The 6,812-nt window shown below is 35.6% G+C and carries 8 protein-coding genes and 1 riboswitch; all 8 genes read right to left on the minus strand.

The window, feature by feature from the left end; all coding sequences use genetic code 11:
* Positions 1–186 precede the first annotated feature (186 nt).
* A riboswitch (cyclic di-AMP (ydaO/yuaA leader) is annotated at positions 187–315 on the minus strand.
* Between the two features lie 66 nt (positions 316–381).
* Entirely contained in the window at positions 382–1,866 is a 1,485-nt protein-coding gene (locus CI949_RS14705) for a TrkH family potassium uptake protein (protein WP_290767646.1), read from the minus strand.
* Positions 1,867–2,529, minus strand: a complete 663-nt coding sequence (locus CI949_RS14710; RefSeq protein ID WP_290767648.1) for a TrkA family potassium uptake protein — start codon at positions 2,527–2,529, stop codon at positions 1,867–1,869.
* 2 nt (positions 2,530–2,531) lie between these two features.
* Positions 2,532–2,945: a TrkA family potassium uptake protein gene (locus CI949_RS14715; protein WP_290767651.1), complete on the minus strand. Its 414-nt coding sequence runs from the start codon at positions 2,943–2,945 to the stop codon at positions 2,532–2,534.
* Positions 2,946–3,641 (minus strand): response regulator, encoded by a 696-nt coding sequence (locus CI949_RS14720; RefSeq protein WP_290767653.1) that lies wholly within the window; start codon positions 3,639–3,641, stop codon positions 2,946–2,948. It lies immediately after the preceding gene.
* Positions 3,631–4,047: a response regulator transcription factor gene (locus tag CI949_RS14725; RefSeq protein WP_290767655.1), complete on the minus strand. Its 417-nt coding sequence runs from the start codon at positions 4,045–4,047 to the stop codon at positions 3,631–3,633. The genes CI949_RS14720 and CI949_RS14725 overlap by 11 nt, the downstream gene beginning before the upstream one ends.
* Positions 4,040–5,866 carry an ATP-binding protein gene (locus tag CI949_RS14730; RefSeq protein ID WP_290767656.1) on the minus strand — a complete coding sequence of 609 codons (1,827 nt, stop codon included), beginning with the start codon at positions 5,864–5,866 and terminating at the stop codon, positions 4,040–4,042. The genes CI949_RS14725 and CI949_RS14730 overlap by 8 nt, the downstream gene beginning before the upstream one ends.
* A 25-nt stretch (positions 5,867–5,891) precedes the next feature.
* Complete coding sequence (locus tag CI949_RS14735) at positions 5,892–6,545, minus strand: TrkA family potassium uptake protein (protein WP_290767658.1); 654 nt, start codon at positions 6,543–6,545, stop codon at positions 5,892–5,894.
* 23 nt (positions 6,546–6,568) lie between these two features.
* Positions 6,569–6,812 (minus strand): potassium transporter TrkG (locus CI949_RS14740; protein ID WP_290767598.1); only part of this gene is annotated, 244 nt, incomplete at its 5' end.

Below are 6,812 nucleotides of genomic sequence, written 5' to 3' on the forward strand. Positions count from 1 at the left end.
GAAAGATAAATAAATACAAAGATTGTCACAACACCTAAAATAATATTTCCTAAATCCATTTAACACCACCCCTGTCTTCTTATTTTATCTATAGAAAAAAGCCACAACAGTAATTAACTGAAGTGGCTTATAATAAGAAATATTCATCTAAATCAACTAGATTCAATAAATATTAATAGATTCAGATTATCTACCTTTTATAAGCTTATGAGGTTAGCTGACGGGCTGAGAGTAAAAGGTCTCTCTCCAAAAAGGATTAGCCCCAAAATTGGGTCCCCCACTTCCAGTTAGTCTGAAATTAAGCGGTTGAAATATTAAATTTTATCCTTAAAAATATAATTAGTGACTGAAACAATTATTCCTGCAAAATTATAATTTTATTTAATCATGTTTGGAAATATAAATTCCATCTTTGACCAGTTTAATTCCCGCATAAAGAATAATAAAAAACTCCAATCTACCTAAAAACATACCTATAGTCTGAGTCCAGATAATCCCTACTGGTGCCTCTGGAGAAATCAAACCAATTGAAAGTCCAACAGTTCCTAGAGCAGATCCAAATTCGAACATACTATCTAAAAGAGAATATCCATAAGCAGTATGAATTGCTACCCCAGCAAAAAAAGTAAATAAATATAGAATTATATAATTTGCTACATCTTTAATGTGATGATCCTTAACATAAAATTTGTTTTCTCCCCGCCAGAGATAGTTGCTGCTCACACTTCTGCGCGGTAAAAACTGTTCTTTAATTTCCCAGTAAATTGATTTAAAGATCAAATAAATCCTGTACTGCTTAATACCACCGGCAGTTGATCCAGTTCCACCACCGACCAGCATAATTATGATAATAATGAAATTAGCAAATATCGGCCAGCCAGCAAAAGAGATGGTCGAAAAACCGGTTGTTGATAAAGCAGTAACAATCTGAAAAAAGGTGATTCTAAAGTTTTCGCTTAATCTCGGATATAAAGCATTTAAAGAGAAAAACATTATAATCGGTGTTAACAATGTAACTAAGGTGATCATTAAGCGAATTTCTGCATTTTTGAAAAATGTTTTTATTTTACCCTTAAGTAGGGTATAATGAGTTGCAAAGTTAATTGTACCTAAAAACATTAAAACAATAGTAACTACTTCTATAGAAAGACTGTTATAATGACCTATACTATCCGGCTGAGTTGAAAAACCACCGGTAGAAATTGCAGCCATTGAGTGATTAATCGAATCAAAGAGCGTCATTCCAGAAATATAGTATAAAAAGACTCCAGCAACAGTATAAAGAGTATAAATTTTCATAATCATCATTGTTGAGCGCTTAACATGGGGAAGCAGTTTATCACTTCTGGCCTCAGCCATATAGAGACCCATTCCATGTACCGGCAGCAGTGATGATAGAGCAATAACAGCCAGACCAGCACCACCAAAAAACTGCATAATTGAACGCCAGATTAAAATCAACTTTGGGGCAGTAGTAACATCTACAAGCGATAAACCAGTTGTAGTCCAGCCGCTAACCACCTCAAAAATAGAATTGGTCCAGCTCATGTCCAAAATGGTAACAAAGGGAATTGCAGAAAAGAATATTGCTCCCAGCCAGGAAAAAATAACTATTATACTTCCTTCATTTAATGATAATTCCACATCCTCTTCCTGATGATTGTTCCCATAAATATATAGGATAAATCCAGCCAGAATTGATAAACCGGCTGCCAGTAAAAAATGTGGTGCCAGAGCAGCTTCTTCTGGATAGGCCATTAAAAAGAGCAGTGGTGAAAGAATAGCACCTCCAGCAAACATAATAATAATCCCGGTATATTTTGAAATTAAATAATAACGAGAAATAAGTAGGTTTTTATATTTCATTTATTCCTCACCACCAAAAACTTTAATTGCTTCGGCCTGCTCCTCTGGCAGAGAAATAATTACAATTTTATCTCCAGCCTGGACTTTAGAACCACCCCGGGGAATAGTAATATCACCATTCCGCACTATTCCTCCTAAAACTATAGTCAGAGGCAGGTCTATCTCCTTAATTTCCTTACCGCAGGCTTCTGAATCTGGAGAAACTTCTACCTGAAAGATGCTCAGTTTTCCTTCCTCAATCATTGTCAGATTACTAACATCGTCTGAGGCAACACTCTGTTCTATAATTGAACTGACCAAATCTGTAATGTTAAAAATCCCAGTAATTCCTAGGGTACTGAATAACTCTTCATTTTCAGGGTTGTTTACTAAAGCAGTTGCTCTTTCCACTCCAAAATAATCCATAGCCATCTTGCAGATAAAAAGGTTATTATGATCTTTTTGAGTTAGCGCAACCAAGTTATCAGCTTTATAGGCGCCTGCATCTTCCAATACAGATTTATTTGTTGCATCTCCAAAAACAACTGTTGCATTTATCTCTCTGGATAGATCTTCAGCCAGTTTTCGGTCTTTATTAATAATAGTTAAAAAATGTCCTTTTGAAATTAATTTTTTGGCAAGATGATAAATTAATTTACCTCCACCAACCAGTATAATATCCATTACTACCTCATCCCTTCTCGCTCAATTTTATTGATCATGTTTTCAGCTAAAAGAGATATCTGAGAGAAAATCTCAACTCTTTCATCCTTTTCATACATTTTTTCTACTGCCGGGTCAATTGCTCTGACCATTATTCTGGGCACATCGAAATTCAACTTTGCCATCTGTGAGACCAGATAATTAATCTGATCATTACCTGTACTTATTATAACCAGATCAGCAGATTCAATCTTTCCTTCTCTTAAAATATCATTTTCTGCGGCATCTCCTTCAATTTGAAAACCAGAAAAATCAACCGGCAGCATTGCAAATGATTCTGGATTATGCTCAATTACAACAACCTCATGACCGGAGCGAGAAAGATTTCCTGCTAATAATGAACCAGTTCGGCCACATCCCACAATTAAAATAAACATTTATTCTTCCTCCTCGTCATCTCCAAAATTAACATCATCTAGATCAATAGAGCCCATACTTTCTCCTGCTCTTTCAATATTATCGTTTGCAGGTTTATAACCTGGATCAAGTGCCAGAGCTGCCCTGTACATCTTCATCGCCTCTGCCTGTTTATGCTGCATTTCGTAAATGATTCCCAGCAGGTTAAATGGTTCGGGTTTTTCGGAATTTACAGAGGTTGCTTCCTGCAGCATTTCTTTGGCTTTTGAGAAATCTCTTTTATTAATTGCATTTTTGGCAAGCATAATATAGTCTTCAAAACTTTCTACTTCTTTTTCACTATTTTCTATTTCATGCCGTTCAAATACATCTTCTACAATAGAGATTATTTCCTCTGGTTTAAATGGTTTGCGTAAATAATCAACTGCCCCTAATTTTAAGGTTTCAACTGCTGTTTCTACACTGCCATAACCGGTAATCATAACCACCTTTGTCTTAATATCTTTTTCAGTTACTTCTTTTAAAAATTGGATTCCATCCATTCCTGGCATTTTCATATCCAGTAATACAACCGGAATCTCTTCTTCCTTTAATTTGGTTAGCCCATCTTCCCCATTGACTGCTGTTTCCACCTCATAACCTGCTTTAGAAAGAGCAGTTTTTAAAGTCAAACGTATATTTTTTTCGTCATCTACAATTAGTACTTTATTCTTCATTATTATTTTCCTCCTCTTTTTCTTCTTCAACGTTAGTTGTTTCAGTTCGTATATTAGCTTCTACTGCAGCCAGCAGATCACTCTGGCTGATCGGTTTAACTAAAAAATCTTCAGCTCCTAGTGATATTACTTTCTGTACGTCATCTTCTGCCGATAAGGCCGAAAGAATTATAACCGGTATTTCTTCAGTAGAAGTATCACTTTTTAGAGCTTCTAAAACCAGGAACCCATTCATTTTAGGCAGTCTCAAATCAAGCAGAATCAGATCCGGGTTTATATCATTAGCCTTTTCTACTGCCTGAACTCCATCCACAGCATAGTCAACATCAAAACCTGCTTTTTCCAGACTCTTACCTACAACCAGCCTAATATTTTTTTCATCATCTACTACTAAAATTTTACTCATTTTTTCCCTCCTGATAACCAAATCTGGGAATATAAAATGAAAAGGTTGAGCCTGCTCCTTCTTTACTATCGACCCAGATTCTACCATTATGGGCTGTTATAATTTCTTTGGAAATAGCCAGTCCGAGCCCTGTGCCGCTCTTTTCGTCCTTATCATTTCCTGCTCTCACAAATTTATCAAAAATCTTAGACTGGTATTCTCTTGGAATTCCCGGTCCATTATCTGCTACTGATACTAGAACCCTTCTACCTTTTATTTCTGCATCCACCTCTATTTTCCCTTCATCTGCATAGCGAAGTGCATTTCCAACCAGATTAGAGATAACCCAGCTGATTTTGGAAGGGTCTGCATAGGCAAAAACATTATCCTCTGACTGTTTAAATTTAAGAACAATTTCTTTTTCTTCTGCCTGCTTATAAAAAGGCTTGAGTGTTTTTTCAATAATATCATTAACATCTACCTTATCAAATTCCATTTCAATTCTACCTGATTCAATTTTAGAGAGGTCAAGGAGGTCATTAACCAATTCTGTCAGCCTTTCAACATCTTCATAGGCTGCCTCCAGCAGTTCTCGCTGCTCCTCATTTATTTCTCCTGTATCCTCATTAATGACCATACTTAAGCCCATATTCATTGAAGTCAGTGGGGTCCTAAACTCATGAGATACAGTAGATACAAATTCCGATTTCATACTATCAATTTCTTTTAAGCGGGTAATATCCTCTAAAAGAGTAACTGTAAATTGATATTCTTCATCTTCATCGATTACCTGTTTGGTAGATATTCGATAATGTCGTTCTTTATCATCTTTTTTTAATTTAAAGGTGTTTTTCTCTTTCGCTTCTGGATTTTTAATATATTCAAAAATTTCTTCTGCCTGAATCACTTCTAAAAAATGGGTGTTAATTACATCCTTATTGATTGAAAATAATTCTTTAGCGGTTTCATTAATTAATACAATTTTATGGTCCTGATCTGTTACAATCAATGGGCTGCTTAAATTATTGACAACAGCCTCAGATTTCTCTTTTTCCATCAGAAGTTTTTTTACATTCAATTTTTCATATTCCTGCAGTTTTGAAATCATCTCATTGAATTCATCTGCCAGAACTCCAATTTCATCTTCGGAAGCAACTTCTACCTGCTGCTGAAAATTTCTATCTGCAACCTTTTTGATCCCTTTTTCAAGCTCCTTAATCGGTCTTAAAATTTGTTTGGTCAGATAAAAAGCAAAGATTAGAGAAAAAACAATTACCAGGAGGGCTAAACCAATAGTATAAATAATTGCCTGGTTGGCTCTGCTGTTGGCACTTCTCTGTGCTTCTACCATTGCCTGTCTGTTTAGTTCTCTTAACTCACGAATATCACTTTTGATTTCATTAAACAATGGTAATAGTTGCTGATTATATATCTGCCAGCGCTGATCTTCTTCTGCATTATAGAATTGATCAAATTTCGAAACAAAGTTAAAATATTTTTCATTGATTTTTTCTAAAATTGCTCCCTCACCTTCAATGGTGATATTATCTTCTGCTCTAGCCAGCCAGGTATAGAATTCCTTTTCGTTACGTCTGAATATTTCCTGGCCCTGTACTTCGGATGTTCTCAAAAGCAGCAGCAGAGCACTATCCTGACGTTCTATTGACTCAACCATACTGTCACTTGCTTTTATACTTCGGTAATTTTCCACTAAAATATCATTTATTGCATTTGAAAGTGTTTCAAAGTTATATATACTCCAGCCAACAACCCCTGCCAGAATAAAGATCATGACTGCAAAACCAAGGAGTATTTTCCCTTTTAAAGTTTTTATATTCATAGTTTACACTCCCTCAAAGACAAATTTAATTGCCAAAATCCCTCATTTTATCTAGATTTTCATTTTTACCCATTAAAACCAGTCTATCTCCAGCTTCAATTTTATCATCTGCTCCTGGAGAAATGTATAGTTCTTCCCCTCTTTTAATTGCCATTACATTAACATCAAAACTGGCTCTTAATTCAAGTTCTTTTAGTGTTCTACCGACCATATTATCACTGGCAAGAATCTCTATTACTCCATATTCTGGAGCAAACTCTATATAATCTAAAACGTTAGAAGAGATAAGATTCTGAGCAATTCGAACTCCCATATCACGCTCAGGATAAACTATTCTATCTGCACCAACCTTGCTCAAAACTTTTCCGTGTAATTTATCTGGTGCTTTCACAATTACATACGGTAAACTTAATTCCTTTAAAATTAAAGTGCACAATATATTCGCTGAAACATTATCTCCAATGCTGACTACAGCTACATCAAAGTTTCTGACACCCAGAGTTTTTAATGCTTCTTCATCGGTAGCATCAGCCTCTACAGCATGTGTTACATCTCCACTAATCGCCTGCACCTTTTCAGGATCACGGTCAATCGCTAACACATCATGTCCATTTTCAGCCAGAGTAGTAGCAACACTAGCTCCAAATCTTCCTAATCCTACAACAACAAACTGCTTCATTTATTATTTTCCCCCTATCTAAATTAACCAACCATTACTTTTTCAGTTGGATAATGATATTTTCCTTTTCTTACCCTTTCTCCAAAAGCAAGTGCCAGAGTAAGTGGACCAACTCTGCCAGCAAACATCGTGATAGTAATTAAAACTCTGCTGATATCAGATAGCTGTCCGGTAATTCCTGTTGAAAGTCCCACTGTACCAAAGGCAGAAACTGTCTCAAATAAAACATCAATAAATTGAAAGTCTTCGATCACTAATAAAAGCGTA

The sequence above is a fragment of the Halanaerobium sp. genome, assembly GCF_003070835.1.

Bases quoted from the DNA above. Each gene is read 5' to 3' on its own strand.
- CI949_RS14705 (WP_290767646.1), bottom strand. From the start codon at position 1,866: ATGAAATATAAAAACCTACTTATTTCTCGTTATTATTTAATTTCAAAA.
- CI949_RS14710 (WP_290767648.1), bottom strand. From the start codon at position 2,529: ATGGATATTATACTGGTTGGTGGAGGTAAATTAATTTATCATCTTGCC.
- CI949_RS14715 (WP_290767651.1), bottom strand. From the start codon at position 2,945: ATGTTTATTTTAATTGTGGGATGTGGCCGAACTGGTTCATTATTAGCA.
- CI949_RS14720 (WP_290767653.1), bottom strand. From the start codon at position 3,641: ATGAAGAATAAAGTACTAATTGTAGATGACGAAAAAAATATACGTTTG.
- CI949_RS14725 (WP_290767655.1), bottom strand. From the start codon at position 4,047: ATGAGTAAAATTTTAGTAGTAGATGATGAAAAAAATATTAGGCTGGTT.
- CI949_RS14730 (WP_290767656.1), bottom strand. From the start codon at position 5,866: ATGAATATAAAAACTTTAAAAGGGAAAATACTCCTTGGTTTTGCAGTC.
- CI949_RS14735 (WP_290767658.1), bottom strand. From the start codon at position 6,545: ATGAAGCAGTTTGTTGTTGTAGGATTAGGAAGATTTGGAGCTAGTGTT.